The organism is Natrialba sp. INN-245 (genome assembly GCF_009807105.1).
GTDB classification, from domain to species: domain Archaea; phylum Halobacteriota; class Halobacteria; order Halobacteriales; family Natrialbaceae; genus Natrarchaeobius; species Natrarchaeobius swarupiae.
Map to the genome: position 1 here is coordinate 408572 of NZ_WUBV01000063.1, position 18969 is coordinate 427540.

Genomic DNA, 18969 nt, shown 5'->3' on the forward strand with positions numbered 1-18969 from the left:
CCGTAAACCGGCTCGCTTCGCTCCCCGGATCAGTCCGACGCTTCGACAGCAGCCAGCGGCTCGACCGCGATCGTCATCGTCACGTCTTCAACGTCCCACTCCTTGCGGTGGCCGTCCTCGAGGTCGCGGATCTCGTCGGCGCGGACCTCCTCGCGAACGAGATCCTCGCGCTCGTCGACCAGATTCGCAACGCGATCGTCGCCGATCTCGAGGTCGAGTACGATCCGCTGTTCGACGTCGAGTTCGAGTTCCTTGCGCATCTCCTGGACTCGACGGATGACCTCGCGGGCGTAGCCCTCGCTTTCGATGTCCTCGGTCAGCGAGGCGTCGACGTAGACCACGCCGTGGTCGTCGCCGTCGAACCCGAACGGCGTCCCCGCGATCTCCTCGGGCGTCTCGGTGACGAACGAGACCATCTCCTCGGTCAGTTCGTCGTCTTCGAGGACGTCGGAAACCGCCGCCTCGAGGCCTTCGAGGGTCGGCTCGTCGATTCGGGCCTCGTTGAGCGCGTTCATCACCTCGCCGGCACGGCTGCCGAAGGCGGGGCCGAGTTCGCTCATGTCGGCCTCGGCGCTGTAGGCGAGTTCCTCCCAGCGGTCCTCGGCGGAGACGAGCTCGATCTCGCGGGCGTTGAGCCGCTCCGCAAGCAGATCGGTGTGGCGCTCGACGGCCTCGACAACGCGGTCGTCGTCGGCAGCGACGACGATCCGTGAGACGGGCCACCGGAGCTTCCGGCCAGCCTGCTGGCGGGCGTTCGCACCCGCCTCCTCGATCGCGCGCAGGTGCTCGACGTCCACCTCGAGCCGGTCGTCCTCCCAGTACTCCTCGACGTCGGGCCAGTCTTCCATGTGGACGGTGTCGTGGCTGCCGTCGTCGGTGAGCGTTCCGTAGATCTCCTCGCTGACGAACGGCGCGTACGGCGCGAGCAAGACGACCGACTCCCGGAGAACGCGGTAGATCGTCGCGTAGGCGGCCCGTTTCGAGGCGCTGTCCTCTTCGTCCCACATGCGCTCGCGGACCGCCTGGATATAAAATCGCGAGACGTCCTCGACGACGAACTCGAGTAGCGCCTCGAGCGCGCGGTCCTGGCGGAACTCCTCGAGTTCGGCGGTCATCTCGGCTTTCGTCGACTGGAGCCGGGCGAGGACCCACTCGTCTAAGGGCTCGAGATCGGAATCGACCTCCTCGAGGGTCGTCCGCTCCGGATCGAACTCGTCCAACCGCATGTACGGCAGCGGGAACCGGAAGACGTTCCACAGCGTCCGGAGGTGGTTCTCCATCGTCTGCATGCCATCCCACGAGAAGCGCATGTCGTCGCCCTGGGGGTTGTTCGACAGCAAGAACAGTCGCATGACGTCCCGGCCGTGACGGTCGATCGCTTCGTGTGGATCGATCAGAATGTCCCTGGACTTGCTCATCGCGCGGCCGTCGGGCATGAGCGCGTGGCCGTGCATCAACACCTGCTCGTAGGGGCTCTCATCCAGCGCCGCGGTGCCCATCCCGAGCTGGGACCAGAACCAGCCACGGGTCTGGTCGTGGGCCTCAAGGATGAGGTCGGCGGGCCAGAGTTCGTCGAACTTCCCGTCGTCTTCGGGGAAGTTCAGGGTGCCCCACGACGCCACGGAGGAGTCGAGCCAGACGTCGAAAACGTCCGGAACGCGGGTGTAGGTGGTGCCGTCCTCGGTGATCGTGAGACCATCGACGGTGTCCTTGTGGAGGTCGACCGCCTCGGGATCGATATCCTGATCCACCCGCTCTGCGAGCTCCTCGCGGTCACCGATGACGATCCGATCTTCGTCCGCGCGCCCGCTGGCGCGCTCTGAATTGGCGGCAGGAGCCGCCCCATCGTCGTCACGGTCCTCGGGCGTCCAGACGGGGAGCGGAATCCCCCAGTAGCGCTGACGGGAGACGTTCCAGTCCGGCGCGTCCTCGACGAAGTCCCGGAAGCGGTTGTCGCGGGCCCAGTCGGGGTGCCACTCGCTGTCCTCGATATTGTCGAGCAGTTCGTCTTTGACGTCCGTGATCGTGATGAACCACTGATCGGTGACGACCTGAATGATACCCGTGTCACACCGCCAGCAGTGGCCGTAGCTGTGCTGGGTCGCCCCCGAGGCGAGCATCGCACCCTCGCTCTCGAGGTCGGCGATGATCCCCTCGTTTGCGTCTTTGACGAACTGGCCGGCGTACGTTCCGCCCTCCTCGGTGTAGGTGCCGTCTTCCCCGACGGGACAGAACGGCTCGAAGCCAAGCTCGCGGCCGCGCTCGAAGTCCTCCTCACCGTGGCCGGGTGCGGAGTGGACCAGTCCAGTACCGTCGCCGTGGGTGTCGACGTAGTCGGCGGCGTAGACCTCGAGGGTCCCATCGCCGTCGACGTGGTCGGGGACGTGTTCGGCGAGTGGATGTTCGTAGGACCAGCCGATCAGCTCCTCGCCGGTCAGCTCTTCGACTACCTCGAAGCGCTCGTAACGGCCCTCCTTCAGGACCTCCTCGTGTTTGGCCTCGGCGACGTAGAGTAGTTCCTCCTCGCCGTCTTTTTCCGCGCGGACGCCGACGTACTCGCCCTCAGGGTCGACCGCGACGAAGGTGTTCGCCGGGATCGTCCACGGCGTGGTCGTCCAGATGACGACCGATCCATCGCGGTCGGCGAGGTCGAACGTGACGTAGATCGAGGGGTCCTCGACGTCGTCGTACTCGACTTCGTTGTTCGCCAGCCCGGTCTCACACCGGGGACACCACGAGATCGATCGCTTCCCTTTTTCGACGAGACCGCGCTCGGCGGCCTTCGAAAAGCCCCACCAAGCGGCCTCCATGTACTCCGGCGAGACCGTCTTGTAGGGATCGTTCCAGTCCATCCAGACGCCGAAGTCCTGGAAGTCCGCCTGCAGGCCCTCGAGTTGCTCGTCGGCGTACTCCTTGCACTCCTGGATGAAATTCTCCTCGCCGAACTCCTCGATGTCCTTCTTGTTCTCGAAGCCAAGCCGTTCTTCGACGCGGGTCTCGATCGGGAGCCCGTGCATGTCGTAACCCGGCCGGTCGGTGACGTCGTATCCCTGCATCCGAAGAAACCGGAGGTAGACGTCCTTGAGGGACTTGTTCCATGTCGTCCCCATGTGCGCGGAGCCGGAGGTGTACGGCGGGCCGTCGACGAAGAAGTAGGTTTCACCGTCCGATCGGTGCTCGACCGTCTGCTCGTAAGCGTCGACGTCGTCCCAGTAGTCGAAGATCCGCCCCTCGAGTTCGTGCGGATCGTACTGGTCGTCGACCTCGGCGAACCTGTCCATACGTGAGGTGATTCGCTCCGAGAGTAAAGGGGAATCGGTCCTGTGCTAGACCGTTACGTCCGGTGCGAACTCGAGAGCGGTGGTGCTCGCGGTACAGCAGCCGATCGCCGATGCGAATCGGTTACTGGCGCCCGCTCGAGATGAGCACTCGAGCGAGGACTTTCTTGTACGCCAGGCCGTAGACGCCGGCGTAGAGCATGACTGCACCGATGGCGGCGAGCCAGAGGGCACTCATGAGTTCTCCGCTTCCGAGGTGCTGGACGCTTGCGTACTCCGCGGCGATTCCGCCAGCGGTCAGGACGCCTGCGAGAATCGTATAGACGAGCAACGGGAACAGTTCTGCGAGTAGTTCGGGCGCGGCCGATGCCATTACTGTCGAGAAGCCACCCGAACAACGTAAACTTGTCCCTCCAACGATCGATTCGAACTGCGCCATCTCCCTCGCTCGAGATCCAACCGCGGTTCGTATCCCCGTCCGATCAGGCGTCCTGGACCTGGCGCAACACGTCGGGTGCGTCCTCGAGTGCGTCGTCTAAGGCGTCGACGTCGGGGCCACCACCCTGTGCAAAATCTGGCGGCCCGCCACCGCCGCCGCCGACTTTGGCGGCGAGTTCGCCGACGACTTCGCCGGCGTTGACCCCAATACCGTCGGGCACGGAGACGACGAACTGCGCGCCGCTCGCCCCGCTACCGAGGACAGCGATGGTACCTTCCTCGCTGATCGCGTTTGCGGTCGCACGCAGTTCGTCCATGTCGGCGTCGATCCGGTCGACGACCGCCGACGCGTCGCCGACGTCGACCTCCTCGGCGTCGCCACCGCCGCCGGCGCGGGCCGCGGCGAGTTGTTCTTTCAGCTCCTCGATGCGCTTGCCGCGGTCTTTCCACTCCTCGAAGAACCGTTCCGCGGTCGCGGGAACGTCCTCCGGCGAGACGTCGAGGATCTCGGCTGCCTCGTAGAGGGCGTCCTCGTTCTCCTGGGTACCCTCGAGGGCGGCTTCGCCGGCGGCGAACGTGATGCGCTCGACGCCGTCCTGGACGCGCTCCGTGTTCAGAACCTTGATCGCGCCGATGTCGCCGGTCCGGGCGACGTGGGTGCCGCCACAGGCCTGGACGTCCTCGGCGACGTGGATGAGCCGAATCTGTTCGCCCGGCGGGATCCCGCCCTGGTAGAGCCCGAAGCCGTGTTCGGCCTCGGCTTCGTGGCGGTCCGGCCACTCCTGGGTGACCGACGTGTTCTCCATGACGATCTCGTTGGCGACGCGTTCGATCGTTTTGATCGTCTCCCGGTCGATCCGGTCGTAGTGGCGGAGGTCGATCCGCGAAGAGTCGACGCCCTTCTGTGCGCCGGCCTGGCGGACGTGGTCGCCGAGCACCTCGCGGGCGGCGTGGATGACGATGTGGGTCGCCGTGTGGTGGCGCATCAGCTGTCTGCGACGGGCGGTGTCGACCCGTCCGTTGACGAAGTCGCCTTTGCCCGGATCCTCGTCGGTTCGGTGGAGGACGACGCCGTCTTCGATCTGGACGTCCCTCACCTCGACGGAGGTGTCGTCGGTCGAGAGCGTCCCCGTGTCCGCAGGCTGACCACCGCCTTCGGGATAGAACATCGTCTGATCGAGGACGACATCGTACCCCTCCTCGCGCTCGAAGACGTCCAGAACGACCGCTTCGAACTGCGTTCGCTGCTGGTCGTCATAGTAGAGTTTCTCCGTCTTGGGGAGGTCCTCGAACCGTTCGTCGGCCTCGTCGGCCGTCTCCTCACCGGTGTCGGGGGTGTCGTGGCGCTGGGCGACGAGGCTGTAGAAATCGTCGGGAACGGCGACGTCTGCGCCTGCTTCGGCAGCGATCTCCTCGACCATATCGGGCTGGATGCCGTGGGAGTCGTAGAGTTCGATGAGTTCGTCGGTCGGAATCGGCTCGTCTCTCTCGGCGTACTCCTCGGCCAGCTGTTCGACGCGACGGCCGCCCCGTTCCAAGGTCTCGCGGTACTTTTCGACCTCGGTACGGACGATGTCGCGGATCGTATCGCGGTTCTCGTAGCCCAGCCGTTCGGCCTGCATGTCGACGAGTTCGTCCAGCGGCGCGTCGACGCCGACGTTGTCACAGAGTCGTTTCGTTCGACGAAGAACCATCCGGGCGAGATAGCCCGTCCCGACGTTCGAGGGGACGATACCGTCACCGAGCATGTACGCGAGGGTGCGACAGTGGTCGGCGATGGCGTAAACGTCCTCTAAGGGCTCGACGAGGTCGCGCAGTTCGTCGACGGAGACGCCCAGCTGATCGGCGATGTCGCCGCGGGCAGCCTCGACATCGTCGACGTCGTCGATGTCCAGATTGCCAGAGAGGCGGGCGGCGCGGCCGACGAGTTCCGACTCCTCGTCGGTGTGGGAGATTCCCGCGTTGTCCCGCAGGAACGCGATCATCTCGGGGTAGATCGCCTCGTACACCGTCGGCGTCCCCTGGCTCATCCAGGTCCAGCGCTCTAACCCGTAGCCCGTGTCGACGATGTACGTGTCCATGAACGAGTAGGTGTTCCCGTCTTTGAGTTCGTACTCGCCGTCGGGGTCCTGCTCCATGCACATGAAGACCAGCGTCGCGAGCTCGAGCCCGCGGTAGATAACCTCGATCGCGGGGCCGGCGTTGCCGCCGCCGACCCACGGGTCCTCGATGTAGGTGACGCCGGTGATGTCCGCGCCAAGCGACTCGAGCAGTTCGTCACAGAGTTCGACGGTTCGGCTCTTCCAGTAGACTTCGCCCTCGTAGGCGTAGGCGTCGCCGACCTCCTCCTGGGCGTTGAACGCGTGGTGGGCCATCATCTCGAAGGCCATCGTGTGCCGTCCCGTCTTACCGACGTTGTCGATGTCCTGCATCCGGATGCAGGGCTGAGAGACCGTCAGCGGGTTCGCCGGTGGCGGCGTCTCGCCGCTGGTCACGAGCGGCTGGAAATCGTAGATCGACGCCTGCGTGAGCAAGACGTCGTCGCGCCAGCGGTTGGCCGCAACGGGGTAGGGCTCGATGCGCTCGTGGTCGTGGTCCTCGAAAAAGGAGAGAAACTCCTCACGCATCTCCTCGAGACTGTACTCCTCGTCGAATCCCGGGTTGTCGATGAAGTCGTACTCTTCACACGGGGGCTCGCCGCAGGTCACCCGGTCCTCGTCGCGCGTCCAGAAGTGATTCCCACACTCGGGACACTCCTTTCGCACGAAACCTTCCTCCTCGAAGTACTCGAGTCGGTATTCGTCCGCCAGTTCGCTCATTGTACGTCTATTGACCAGCCAGCGCCTAAAACAGTTCCGTAACGTTCAGCCGTCGAGGATCGGCCGACGGCGTGCGGGTCGGGCGTCGGCCCGATGTGACCGATCCGGAGGGTGTCGTCGCTCGACCACATATAAGACATTCGTCGAAATTAAAGTCGTCAAGGGACGAATTTTCCCGGCAATCGGTCGGCCTCACGACTCGAAACGCCCAGCAGAATTTTATCGTGGTCATCCGGACAGTACGTACAGACGAACGAGTGGATCCGATGACATCGATGGTACACCCGACACCGCGGTCGCGGCCGCTTTTGATCCTCTACGTAGCCGCGACAGAAGCAGACGCCCGCGACGGAGCGGATGCGATCGAGTCGATTCGCGAAGGGCCGGAGCGGACGGTCCACCCGACGGCGTCGGTCGATCGCATCCGTGAGTGGACGCCGGAAGTCGACTGCGTCGTCTACGCGGGCTCGGTCGATCCGGACGACACCCGACTCTCCGAAGCTGTCGACGCCAGCGGGTCTACGCCGTTCATCCTCTACGCCGACGGACAGACGGCGTCCCGCTCGAGCGCCGGCGTCGATGGCTACGTTCGCCGGGGGACGGCGGACGCACCTGTGCACCTGGTCGACGAGATCAGCTGGCACTGTCACGGCGACGGCCGGTCGAGAAACTCCCAGCTTCGCGACCGAGGGAGAGAGACGGGAACGGCTATCCTCGAGACGACGGCGGCCATCGCGACGTGTCGGGAACGCGACCGGCTGTTCGATCGGCTCGTCGACGGCACGGTCGACGTGCTCGGCTTCGAGTACTGCTGGGTCGCGACGATCAACTTCGGTGAACTCGTATCGCGTGCAGTCTCGTCGGCCGTCCCCGACGACCAACTCGGGTCGACGCCGCTCGACGATCCGCTCAGTGCGGCGTTCCGAGCACGCCAGTCCATCCGAATCGCAGACGTCGACGAGCTCGAGGCGGTCGACCCCCCGTTCGAGCACGCCCGATCGCTGTGTTGCGTTCCGGTCGGCGACGTCGGCGTACTCTACGTCGCCTCGGAGCTTCCCGACGCCTTCGACGCGACGGATCTCGAGTTGCTCGAGGGGCTGTGTGAAACCGCCGAGTCGATCCTCGAGCGCAACTGGACCGAGACGGGGATCAGCAACGACCGAGATCGGTTACAACGCGAACGCGACCGGATCGTCGAGCAGTACAACCGACTCGTCAACGACCGAAACCGACTCGAGGCCGACCGGAACGACCTCGTCTCGGTGGTCGCGAGCCTCTCCGAGCCGACGATCCGGTACGAACTCGAGGACGAACGGCCGGTCGTCGCCGACGTCAACGATCCACACGAGGCAGTCTTCGGTGACGACGCCGAGGCGATCACGGGCGTTCCCGTCGCCGAGTACGCGGTCCCGAACGGCCTCATAGAGGAGCGAACCTCGTTGCTCGAAGCGATCCGTGCGAACGAACAGCACAGACTCCCGTGTCGACGTGAGACCGTCGACGGCGTTCGCGAGTTCGTCCTGACAGTCGTCCCCCTCGAGACGGGTGACGAAGACGGGACGGGCGACGGACTGTTGGTCTACGAGGACGTCACCGAATCGCGTCGTCGAAGACGGGAGTTAGCGGCCGTCTCGGATCGACTCGAGACGATCGCCGAACTGGTCGAAGACGAGACGCGGACGCCGCTGAACGCCGCTCGAGGGTACCTCGAACTCGCGGAGAAGACCGGCAGCCGCGAACACTTCGAGATGGTCGAGAACGCCCACGAGCAACTCTCTGAGTTCTTCGAGGCGCTGACCGACGTCGCCGGGACCGACCTCGAGAGGGAGCCGGTCGGGATCCGGGAGATGGCACACCGCGCATGGATCGGCGCCGACACCGCGGACGCCAGACTCGTCACCGAAGACGACCTCCTCGTTGCGGCCGACCGCGAGCAGATGCGAGAGCTGTTCGAGCACGTCCTGCAGGCGGCGATCGAGATCGAACACGCGAACACGCCGTCGTGGGTGAGCGCGGACGCCGCCGGCCCCGTCACGGTCACCGTCGGCGCGACGGACGACGGCTTCTACGTCGCCGGACACCGGCCTAGCTCCGACGAGCACGGTCGAACCGACCCCAATGCCGAGTTGCTGGTCGACGCCGACGACACGGGCACCCAGCTCGAGGTCGTCGAACGCGTCGCCGACGCCCACGACTGGGACCTCGGCGTCGCCGAAGACGAGGACGGGACGGCGTTCGCGTTCCGCGGCGTCGACACGATCGAGACGTGATCCCGCGGCTGATACGGACTCATACGGATTACTGTAACGATGTACCGGCGCAACCGCCGGACGGGTCGCGGTTGTGACGGTAATGACTGACAGTAAACCGTATCACTCCGTTGAAAGCCAGTAACTCAAAACCGGCTTTGAGTCTACGTGAGGGCTTTTTCAGTCGGTAACGTATCGCCGAACGCAATGGCAGTGATCCCCGCGTTCCGAGACGGTTGGACAGTCCTCCGGGAGAACCCCGTGATACTACTTGGCGGATTCCTCCTCGCGATCGCCGGACAGCTGGCGGCCACAGGAGAGATCGTCGACTCGCTGGCCGTAATCGCCGTCGGCTTCGTCGCCGCACTCTTGCTGTCGCCGTTTCTGCTCGGCGGCATCATCGGCATGGCCCTCGAGGCCCTCGAGGGATCGACGACGACGCTCGAGCGCCTCGCCGAGTCGGGGAGAGCGTGTTACCTATCGCTGCTCGGCGCGTCGATCCTGTTCGGAATGCTCATGTTCGGCGTCACGTTCGCGGCGATGTTCATCGGCGTGTTCGGCGTCGCGCTCGGGTTCGGCGTTGCGGGAGTCGAGGGCGGGACGGCAGGACTCATCGGCGTCGGGATCTCGATTCTCGTCACGATCGTGGTGCTCTTGCTGGTCTTCCTGTTGTTCCTGTTCTTGCAGTTTTACAACACGGCGATCGTCGTCGAGAACGAACGTGCGTTCTCCTCGTTCTCGAGAAGCATCAGCGTCGTCCGGTCGAACTTGTTGAGCGTCGTCGGCTACTCGATCCTCTGGATCGGAATCGGGATGATCGCGTTCGCCCCGATCGTCGGCCTCGAGTTGGCGCTGGTCGAACCCGGCCTCGCCGACGGGATCGGCGAGACGGTCGGCTACGCGATCACGGCCCTCGCGGGAATCGTCGTTACGGGTCTGCTCTACTCGTATCTCTACACCGTTCACACGGCGTACTACCGGCGGTTGATTCCCACCGTCGCGAACAGCTGACGGCGTCACACCGTTATCGGCGTTCGAATCGGTGACGGACGACCTCGCTGTCGTCGTCCCACTCGAAGTTCTCGTGGGCGCGCTCGAGCAGGCGTTCGTACGCTTCGAGGCTCTCCATCCCCTCCGCCCGTGCGTCGTCGTCGGTCAGGTCGCCGAGCGTACGCTCGGTCACGTCGGTTACCTCGAACGTTTCGTCGTCGATCACGAACGTCTCGCCCACCTCGGCGTACTGGTGGCCCCGATGGATCTGCGTAACGTCTCCCTCGAGGACGCCCTCACGCATCCGCGGACTCGGCAACAGGTCGTCTGGATCGATCTCGCCCATATCGCGGACGTCGGTGGCGGCGAACAAAACCGTTTGGCCAACGTCAGGTGCGAACGCCCCGCCAACCGTCGACGAGAACCGACGGACCACCCGTCCGAGGGAATCGACGAGACCACCGATCAGCGCTCCGACGGAAGGGAAGATTCTTCCGACTGCCTGCCGGAGTGAGAGCCATGAGTCAATTTACGGTCACCGGTCGGTTCAAGAACCGCGACGACTTCGCCGAGTTCGAGACGACGATCGACGCCGAAAACGAGGACGTCGCCCGCGAGCACGCCCTCTCACAGCTTGGCAGTCGACACGGACTCAAACGAACCCAGATCGACCTCGAGGAGGTCGAGCAGCGATGAGCCAACAGCAACTCCAGCAGCTCTCCCAGGAGCTCCAGGAAATCCAGGAGCAGATCGAAGCCCTACAGAACAACGTCGAGGGTCTCCAGACCGAGAAGTCCGAAGTCGACGAGGCGATCGACGCCCTCGAGACGCTCGAGACCGGCTCCACTGTCCAGGTGCCGATCGGCGGCGGCGCCTACCTCCGCGCGACGGTCGAGGACATCGACGAGGCGATCGTCGAACTCGGCGCCGACTACGCGGCCGAGTTCGAACAAGACGGCGCAGTCGAGGCCCTCGAGAGCAAGAAGGAGAACCTCGACGGGCAGATCAGCGAGGTAAACGAGCAGATAGCCGAACTCGAGTCCGAGAGCGCCGAACTCGAACAGCAGGCACAACAGCTCCAACAGCAGGCGATGCAACAGCAGATGCAGCAACTGGGTCAAGAGCAGGGCCTCGACGAGTGAGGCGACCCCCATGTTCGACAACCTGAAGGAGAAACTCGGGAGCTTCCGCAAGGACGCCGAGGAAGCCGCGGAGGAAAACGTCGAGGACGTCGACGAAGACAGCCTTGAGGATGTCGACGAAGACGAACTCGAGGGGAAAAGCGAAGGAGAGACGGACGTTCCCGAGGACGAATCACCCGCCGACGACGGAGCCGATTCCGACACGGGGAGAGCGCCGACCGCGGACACGCCAGCAGGGGAGGGTTCCACAACCGACGCCGAGTCCGGAGCCGTCCTCGAGGCGGACGCCGACCGACGAGAGGCAGACGCCCCAGACCTCGAGTCCGATTCGACCCACGAGACCGACGCTATCGACGCCGCAGTCGGTGAGCCGGATACGGCCGACGCCGCCGAGGCGGACGAGCCGGTCGAGGACGACGACTCGAACGAAGACGACGCCAACGGCTCGACCGGCTTCGGCCGGAAGGCGAAGTCGCTCGTCAAAGGGAAGTTCGTCATCGAAGAGGACGATCTCGAGGGCCCCTTACAGGAACTCGAACTGGCGCTTCTCTCGAGTGACGTCGAGATGGGCGTCGCCGAGGAGATCCTCGATAACATCCGCGCCGAACTCGTCGGCGAGACGCGGACGTTTACGACCTCGACGGGCGATGTCGTCGAAGACGCGCTTCGCGACGCGATCTACGACGTCATCAGCGTCGGGCAGTTCGACTTCGACGAGCACGTTGCCGTCGAGGACACGCCCGTCACGATCGTCTTCACCGGCGTCAACGGCGTCGGGAAGACTACGTCGATCGCGAAGCTGAGTCGCTACTTCGAGCAGCGGGGATACTCGACCGTGATGGCAAACGGGGACACCTACCGCGCCGGCGCGAACGAGCAGATCCAGGAACACGCCGACGCACTCGAGACGAAGTGCATCAGCCACGAGCAAGGTGGCGACCCCGCTGCCGTCCTCTACGACGCCGTCGAGTACGCCGAGGCAAACGACATTGACGTCGTGCTCGGCGACACCGCGGGACGGCTACACACCGACGAGGGGTTGATGGACCAACTCGAGAAGATCGACCGCGTCGTCGACCCGGACATGACGCTGTTCGTCGACGAGGCGGTCGCCGGCCAGGACGCCGTCAACCGCGCCCGAGAGTTCGACGAGGCCGCCGAAATCGACGGCGCAGTTTTGACGAAAGCGGATGCCGACTCCAACGGCGGCGCGGCGATTTCGGTCGCCCACGTCACCGGAAAGCCGATCCTGTTTCTCGGTGTGGGCCAGGGCTACGACGATCTCGAGCGGTTCGACCCCGACGAGATGGTCGACCGCCTGCTCGCCGGCGAAGAGTAGCGTCGGTTCACACGTTTCTCGTTAACGGCAGGAGATCACCCCGAGTGAGACGGACAGTCGATCGGACGAGAAATCGATACTCTCCGGAACGAACGTCGACCCGAACGGATCGACCGTAACGGGGACGTGACGGAGCCGAGTGAAATCGATCTCATCGCCTCGAGGGCACGAATGAGAGTGGTCCACAGGGAGCCTCGCCGGAGATACTTGCCGATACCAGTGACAGTTACGAATCGGCCGTGGTGAAAACCGACGCATGTGAGGATCTATGTACCGATCTCAGCACAGCCACGGCCGAGGTGGGGGACGTCTCGAGGCAATATTTTCCGTATGGAGGGACCGACGTCAGCTTTCGCCACATTACGGGGAGGTATACCGCCGAGGTGTGTTTAGCCGCTAAACGATGGGCTCTGAAGAGACCGGTACGATCGACGGCCGATATCGCGACACTTCCCGGCGGTGGGACGAATGAACAACGAGCGAACGAGTTCACTCGGGTTCACACTCGATCACAGGGGTGGTCTCGCGTGAACACGACCGAACAGTACAAGCAGAACAAACACCCCCTCGACGTCATCGACGATGTCTACGAGTACGCCGAGGACGGCCTGACCTTCGAACAGATCGAAGACCGCGCCGGTGACGGCGAGTGGGAGCGCCTGAAGTGGGCCGGTATGTACGCCCAGAAGCAGGAGGGCTACTTCATGATCCGGACCAAGGTCCCGGGCGGAAAGCTCACACCCGAGCAAGCCGAGGTCATCGGCGAGTGTGCCCAGGAGTACGCCGTCGCACCGGAGGAGTACGGCGGCGAAGAGCAGAACGAACTCTGGGGCGACGCCTACGTCGACATCACGACCCGACAGGACATCCAGAAACACTGGATTCGCGTCGAGGACGTCCCCGAGATGTGGGAACGGTACGACGAGGTTGGGCTGACGACGGTCCAGGGCTGTGGCGACTCCGCCCGAAACGTGCTGGGCTGTCCGGCGGCCGGGCTGGACGACCACGAGTGTTTCAACGCACAGCCGGTCATCGACGCCGTCTCCGAGTACTTCACCGGCAATCGTGAGTACGCGAACCTGCCGCGGAAGTTCAAGCTGACGATCACCGGCTGCAAGCACGACTGTGCCCAGTCCCAGATCAACGACATCGGACTTGTCCCGGCGAAGAAGGAGCTAGACGGCGAGTCCCTCTACGGCTTCCACGCCCGCGTCGGCGGCGGCCTCTCCGACGGGCCACGGATGGCCTCGGAGCTCGACGTCTTCATAGAGCCCGAAGACGCCATCGAGTTCTGTCGCGCCGTCGCCCAGACGTTCAAGGAACTCGGCGATCGCAACAACCGCGGCGTCTGCCGCATGCGCTACCTCGTCGAGCAGATGGGCCCCGAGACGTTCGAAGAAGCGATCCGCGACCGGTGTGCGATCGATCTTCCGAGTGCGGGCGACGGCCTCACCGAAGGCTACCGTGGCGACCACGTCGGCGTCCACGACCAAAAACAGGACGGGCTCACATACGTCGGTTTCAACGTCATCGCCGGCCGGATGGGCGGCGACGAGTTCGCCGAGGCCGCTCGCGCGGCGAAGAAGTACGGCGCCGAGGACGCCTCCGTGCGCCTCGCGACGGATCAGAACTTCCTCATCAGCCACATCCCCGAGGAGAACGTCGACGATCTGCTGGCTGAACCCTTCGCCCAGGAGTATCAGCCCGATCCGGGGCCGTTCTCGCGGGGCGCCGTCGGCTGTACGGGCAACGAGTTCTGTAACTACGCGATCATCGAGACGAAAAAGCGCACCAAGCGCTGGGCGCGCGAACTTGACGAACGCATCGACGTCCCCGAGGACATCGAAGCGATCCGGATGCACATGTCCGGCTGTTCGGCCTCCTGCGCCCAGCCACAGATCGCAGACATCGGCTTCCGCGGCGAGACGGTCAAGCTGGACGACGAGGACGGATCGGACATCGTCGAAGGGATGGACTTCGGTCTCGGCGGCTCGCTCGGCACCGACAACGAGTTCTTAGATTGGATCGAAAGCGCCGTTCCGGCCGACGCCGTTATCCCCGCCCTCGAGCAGCTGTTCGAGGCCTACAACGCAGACCGTGAGGACGGCGAGGCGTTCTACGCCTGGTGTCGCCGAGTCGACAACGCGCGACTGCGGACGATCATGCAAGGGGCCGACGCGCCGGTCGCTCGAGGTGTTGCCCATGGGGATTGAGGGTGAAGACGAACGCAGTGAGTCTTCGGAACTGCGAGCGGGAGCAGCGGGATCCGAGCACGGCGAGGATCCCGGGAATGCGAGCGGTGGAACCGCGAGCGAAAAGCGACACGCGAGCCGCGAGGCCGACCGACGGGAGGCCTCGGATCAAGCGAGTAGCGCGGAGCGAAGCTCAGCGGACCGTTCGAGCGGGCGAAGCCCGCGAGAAGACGGCGACGCCGCGAGCCGCGAGGACGAGCCAGTCTTCCCTGGCGTCCCCGACTCGAGCACGGACGACGACGAAGCCGTGATGGTTCCCGAAGGCGGAAGCACCCCGCCCCGACCCCGCGAGGGAGCGGACCAGACTCGAGACGGCGCGATCCGGACGGATGGCGTAGGCCCTGTGGACGACGAGGAAGCCTGCTCGCCGTCGACCTGTACCTGTGGCGAGAAGACCGCCGACCCCGCGCCAGCGGCCGACGACAGGCGCGTCGTCACGGACGGCGCGGGCGTGAGCAACGTCGACAGCGAGGGCAACCTCGGCGACCTCGAGTTCACCGAACCCGCGGAAGGCGTCAGTCAGGACGTCTACGACGACTCACCGGACGTCCGCGTCGGGATTCCGGACGGTCTCGACCTCGAAACGCCCGAGTACTCGATTCGCTCGGAGATGAACGACATCGAGACGCCTGACGAGAAGACCTGGTTCATGGAACTCGACGAGGCGGTCATCGACGAGGGTCGCTGTATCCAGTGTGGGACCTGTGTCGCCGCCTGTCCCTCGGACTCGATCGGCGTCGGCGAGGACGACCTGCCGAAACTCGTCAAGATGTGTACCGGCTGTTCGCTCTGTTGGGACTTCTGTCCTCGGGGCGGCCTGCGCTACGAGCGCCAGTGGAAGATCACCGGCGGCGAGGACAACGTCAAAGGCGCGGGCGACCCGATCACGGAGTTCTCCGCGAAAGTCGACGATGACTGGACCGACGGCGCTCAGGACGGCGGCGTCGTCACCGGCATCCTCGCGACGCTGCTCGAGGAAGGCGAGATCGACGGCGCGCTGATTGCGACGGAGTCCGAGGACGAACCCTGGAAGGCCGAGAGCTTCCTCGCGACCACGGAAGAAGAACTCATCGCGAACGCCGGGACCGTCTACAACCAGACGCTGGCACTCGGCAACCTCGACCTGAAGCAGTGGGAGCACAAACTCCCCGAGAAGGACTGGGAGGACCTCTCGCTCGCGCTCGTCGGTACGCCCTGTGAGATCGAGGGGGTCCGCGCCCTGCAGGATTTCGACTGGGACTACCAGAAACAGAACGAGGGAATCCGCGCGGTCGATTACACGATCTCGCTGATGTGTACGAAGAACTTCAACTACTACAGCCTCATCGGCGAGCAGTTGGAGGAAAAACGCGACATCTCGCCCGAGGAGATCGGCAAGATGGACGTCCTCCACGGCAAGATGATGGTCTACGACCACGACGGCGAGATGATCGTCGAAGAGGACGTCGAGAACTTCCACGACGCCGCGCTGAAAGGCTGTGACGAGTGTGCCGACTTCACCGGCTTCTGTTCGGACGTCACCGTCGGCTCCGTCGGCTCTTCGGACGAGTACTCGAGCGTCATCATCCGGACCGACCAGGGGATGAAGGCGTGGGAGCTCACCGAGCCGAAACTCGACTATCACGACCTAGAAGACAAGTCGGCGGTCGGCAAGCTCCAGGGCTGGGACAAAAAGAAGGCTTTCGAGAGCTTAGAGCGGCCGTTCGATCCCGACGCGCCCCGATTCATCGACTACACCGACCACGCCGAGAACTACGGCACGGCGCTGAACCCCCACGACCAGGGCCACTAACGGACGAATTCCGACCTGTCCATCGTCGTTTCGGCGTCTCGAGCGGACGGAAATCCACACTGCTTATGCCGATCCGTCGTTCAATCGTACTCGAGGGCGCGTAGCTCAGTCCGGAAAGAGCGTCGGACTTCTAATCCGACGGTCGTGGGTTCAAATCCCATCGCGCCCGTGCAACGAGTCGCGTAGCGACGAGTGAACCGGCGCGTGGGATTTGAATTAGACCGAGGTTCTGCGCGGAGCGCAGGTTCTCGGGCGTAGTTCAAAATCCCATCGCGCCCGTGATTTTGCGACGAGAAATATCCCATCGCGCCCACGACCGCTCGAGTGAAAACGCTTCGAACTCGGGACGAATACCGTCGTCTGTAACCGGTTCGGGACTCACCACGGCGTACGGAGTCGGGTGGAACTCGCCGATAGTACCGTAACGACGACCCGTCCGCGAACAGACCGTTGATCTCGAGCCTCCGTCACTCTCGGACCGGCCACCGACGGCGCGATTGACGACTGTCGACAGTCTCGACGCCGCTTACTCCCCGTCGTCGCTGGTGATGATAAAGGCGACAGCGAGTACGAGTACCGTAACTGCAAGCGCTATCGAAAGCAGGTGACCGAGGCTGGTGAGAAACGGAGAGACGTCGAGCCAGGCGGCGATACTGACCGTCGCCGCGACGAGTCCGAAGCCGAGCCAGTAGCGCGTCCAGGGGAGCGCCGTCTCGGAGGGAGGCTCGAGGTAGACGTCGAAGGCGCTGGCGGTGGGCGTGAGTTTGATCGTTCCGCGGGCCTGATTGTATTCGACGATCCCATCGCGGTGTAACGTCGGCAGGTGTGACTGGTAGAGCGAGGTGTAGACTCGCTTCCGTTGTTTGTAACTCACTTCGGCGATCGGGACTCCGTTTTCCTCGGCGGCGATCCTCTCCGAAAGATCACGTAACCTGACCGTGCGGTCGGGATGGCGGCCCAGATACGTCAAAACGAGTCGCCGCCGGCGGTTCGAGAGTGTCTGGAAGACGGTGTCTCTCGACAGTTCGTCTCGTTCGAGCGATTCGGTGTCGACCCCCCGGTCGGTACCCTGCTCGATCGCTGACTGCGGCCCCCCCATAGAGATGTATTCTCGGCTAGTAATATCATAACTCTTTGCATCACCTGCAGTTCGTCGATGCTATTCCGACCAACTGTAAAAAGATCGGACGACAACCGAGATGATCATGGATAATTACCTCGACTCGAGGATACTGCGTTCACGGATAGCCACCGTTGATGGTGTTCTCTCTCGGTGACGTCGGTGGTAGTGATGTCTGACTGAGATATCAGCGGGAGAGTGTCACGTTCCCGTCTGATCTATCCCGCCTGTATCGTCGACCATGTCTGAGCGACGGTGGTCCAAATTTCCGAGGGGATCGACTGCCGACAGGGTACCTTCGTCGGTGGGGGAAATTCGTCCGGTATCGAGTCCTGATGCGGACTGTCGTAAGTCAGTATCGGCGAAGGCAGTCTGTATCGACCGAATCGTCGGAACGGAAACGGTAGGGTGCGTACAACTACCCGACTCAACGGCCGATCGGTCGTATGCACCTGGTACCGAGACTCCGGTCGTCTCTGGCAGTGATGAAGAACCCGACGTACACCGGCGAGAACAGATGCGTCCCCTGTACCCTACTCAACGTCGTCCTCGCAGCCGTCCTCTCGACCGCAGTGGTGGCCGTCCTCGTCGGGATCGACACCTCCGTTGCGATCCCCGCCGGCGTCGCGACGTTCGTGGTGGCCATCGCGCTGATCTACTTTCGTGGTTACCTGATCCCCGGCACGCCGACGGTTACGAAGCGCTACCTCCCCGAAGGGGTGCTCGCGGCGTTCGATAAGACCCCCGAGCCGACCGGGTGGGTGGAGACTGACCCTCGAGAACTGCTCTTTACCCTCGGCGTCGTCGTCGACGATCCGACGATGGACGATCTGGTGCTCGATCCCGCGTTCGTCGACGCCTGGAACCGCTCGATCGCGATCCACCGGACGGACGAGTCGGAGCTCCGCCGTTCGCTCGCTCGGCTGTCAGGCGTGGAGTCGACGGATCTCGAGTTTCGGGACGGGCCGCACGTCTTCGCGGTAGAAACGAGCGACGCGCACCTCGCGAACTGGCCGTCTCGGGCCGCCTGTATCGCGGACGCCGCGGGTGCGGTCGTCCTCCCGGAGTGGGATCCCGACTGGGACCGGCGGCCGGTCGCAGTACGGGCGGATCTGCTCGGCGTGCTCCGGCTCTTTCTCGAGCGCTGTCCGACCTGTGATGGGCACGTATCGCTCTCCCAGGACGTCGTCGAGTCGTGCTGTCGGCGACGGGACGTCGCCGCGGCGACCTGCGGAGACTGTGACGTGAGACTGTTCGAGATGGACATCGATCCCGCGATGGGGTAGTGGCGACTGCATCGACGGACGCGGTGATGGCACGACCGCTGTGTGAGCGGATATACAGTGACGTGCAGTGGCTCCGATAGTCGAACGGTCTTCGAGACCGGCGTCGACACGATGCGTTGTCGTCGAGCCGTGACGAGCGGATTGGTCGGATCGATCTCGTCGCAGTAGTGACGGCGCTCATCGGTTCGCGAACGGCTGTCGGCGGCCTCGACCTCGAGAAACGCACTCGCGCCTGCGGGAGTGTTCGATCGGAACCCCGGTTGC

General features: G+C 64.1%; 13 protein-coding genes and 1 tRNA gene. 9 read left to right on the top strand and 5 right to left on the bottom strand.

The window, feature by feature from the left end; translation table 11 throughout:
- Positions 1–29: 29 nt before the first annotated feature.
- The 3 genes from ileS to alaS all read right to left on the bottom strand — a co-directional run bounded on the left by ileS (position 30) and on the right by alaS (position 6535).
- Positions 30–3281, bottom strand: a complete 3252-nt coding sequence (ileS, locus tag GRS80_RS18575) for an isoleucine--tRNA ligase (RefSeq protein ID WP_160048834.1) — start codon at positions 3279–3281, stop codon at positions 30–32.
- 121 nt (positions 3282–3402) lie between these two features.
- Positions 3403–3651: a hypothetical protein gene (locus tag GRS80_RS18580; RefSeq protein ID WP_160048835.1), complete on the bottom strand. Its 249-nt coding sequence runs from the start codon at positions 3649–3651 to the stop codon at positions 3403–3405.
- A 109-nt stretch (positions 3652–3760) separates the two neighbouring features.
- Complete coding sequence (alaS, locus tag GRS80_RS18585) at positions 3761–6535, bottom strand: alanine--tRNA ligase (RefSeq protein ID WP_160048836.1); 2775 nt, start codon at positions 6533–6535, stop codon at positions 3761–3763.
- Between the two features lie 266 nt (positions 6536–6801).
- On the opposite strand from alaS, the gene GRS80_RS18590 reads away from it, so the two are divergent.
- Together GRS80_RS18590 and GRS80_RS18595 are read left to right on the top strand one after the other, a co-directional pair.
- Positions 6802–8805, top strand: a complete 2004-nt coding sequence (locus GRS80_RS18590) for a GAF domain-containing protein (RefSeq protein WP_235019784.1) — start codon at positions 6802–6804, stop codon at positions 8803–8805.
- Positions 8806–8991: 186 nt separating this feature from the next.
- Complete coding sequence (locus tag GRS80_RS18595) at positions 8992–9795, top strand: hypothetical protein (protein WP_160048837.1); 804 nt, start codon at positions 8992–8994, stop codon at positions 9793–9795.
- Between the two features lie 13 nt (positions 9796–9808).
- Here GRS80_RS18595 and GRS80_RS18600 read toward each other — a convergent pair whose 3' ends face one another.
- On the bottom strand, positions 9809–10120 hold the full coding sequence (locus GRS80_RS18600; protein WP_160048838.1) for an ASCH domain-containing protein: 312 nt from the start codon (positions 10118–10120) through the stop codon (positions 9809–9811).
- Positions 10121–10293: 173 nt separating this feature from the next.
- Between GRS80_RS18600 and rpl18a the strand changes: the two genes are divergently transcribed.
- From rpl18a to GRS80_RS18630, 6 genes are all read left to right on the top strand, one after another.
- Entirely contained in the window at positions 10294–10470 is a 177-nt protein-coding gene (rpl18a, locus tag GRS80_RS18605; protein WP_149079651.1) for a 50S ribosomal protein L18Ae, read from the top strand.
- Positions 10467–10916, top strand: coding sequence for a prefoldin subunit alpha (pfdA, locus tag GRS80_RS18610; protein ID WP_160048839.1), 450 nt, complete (start codon positions 10467–10469; stop codon positions 10914–10916). The genes rpl18a and pfdA overlap by 4 nt, the downstream gene beginning before the upstream one ends.
- 10 nt (positions 10917–10926) lie before the next feature.
- A complete protein-coding gene (ftsY, locus tag GRS80_RS18615) occupies positions 10927–12255 on the top strand; it encodes a signal recognition particle-docking protein FtsY (RefSeq protein ID WP_160048840.1) in 1329 nt (442 codons plus the stop codon).
- A 527-nt stretch (positions 12256–12782) separates the two neighbouring features.
- Positions 12783–14468 (top strand): ferredoxin--nitrite reductase, encoded by a 1686-nt coding sequence (locus GRS80_RS18620; RefSeq protein WP_343161653.1) that lies wholly within the window; start codon positions 12783–12785, stop codon positions 14466–14468.
- The gene (locus tag GRS80_RS18625) at positions 14458–16299 is read left to right on the top strand and encodes a Coenzyme F420 hydrogenase/dehydrogenase, beta subunit C-terminal domain (protein WP_160048841.1); all 1842 of its coding nucleotides are present in this window, start codon (positions 14458–14460) and stop codon (positions 16297–16299) included. Before GRS80_RS18620 ends, GRS80_RS18625 begins: the two co-directional genes overlap by 11 nt.
- Before the next feature lie 94 nt (positions 16300–16393).
- A tRNA-Arg gene (locus GRS80_RS18630) sits at positions 16394–16468 on the top strand.
- A gap of 357 nt (positions 16469–16825) precedes the next feature.
- Here the strand turns inward: GRS80_RS18630 and GRS80_RS18635 are convergent.
- Entirely contained in the window at positions 16826–17398 is a 573-nt protein-coding gene (locus tag GRS80_RS18635) for a hypothetical protein (protein WP_160048842.1), read from the bottom strand.
- A gap of 467 nt (positions 17399–17865) precedes the next feature.
- Here GRS80_RS18635 and GRS80_RS18640 point away from each other — a divergent pair, with 467 nt between their 5' ends.
- Positions 17866–18705, top strand: a complete 840-nt coding sequence (locus GRS80_RS18640; RefSeq protein WP_160048843.1) for a hypothetical protein — start codon at positions 17866–17868, stop codon at positions 18703–18705.
- Positions 18706–18969: the final 264 nt, after the last annotated feature.